Source organism: Synechococcus sp. CCY 0621, assembly GCF_019038465.1.
Lineage (GTDB): Bacteria > Cyanobacteriota > Cyanobacteriia > PCC-6307 > Cyanobiaceae > Cyanobium.
This window is the reverse complement of sequence record NZ_JAFKRH010000057.1, coordinates 1-243: the sequence shown is the minus strand read 5'-3', so window position 1 is coordinate 243 and position 243 is coordinate 1. Positions and strand designations below refer to the sequence as shown.

Genomic DNA, 243 nt, shown 5'->3' with positions numbered 1-243 from the left:
TGGTGTTCCAGGCTGAGCACAACATCCTGATGCACCCCTTCCACATGCTGGGTGTGGCCGGTGTGTTCGGTGGCTCCCTGTTCTCCGCCATGCACGGCTCGCTGGTGACCTCCTCCCTGGTGCGTGAAACCACCGAGAGCGAGTCCCAGAACTACGGCTACAAGTTCGGCCAAGAGGAAGAGACCTACAACATCGTGGCTGCCCACGGTTACTTCGGTCGCCTGATCTTCCAGTACGCCTCGT

1 pseudogene is annotated in these 243 nt (G+C 60.1%); it reads left to right on the top strand.

Features of this window, described 5'->3' with window-relative positions:
- Positions 1–243, top strand: a pseudogene (locus tag KUG43_RS16555) (photosystem II q(b) protein); the annotation flags it as partial.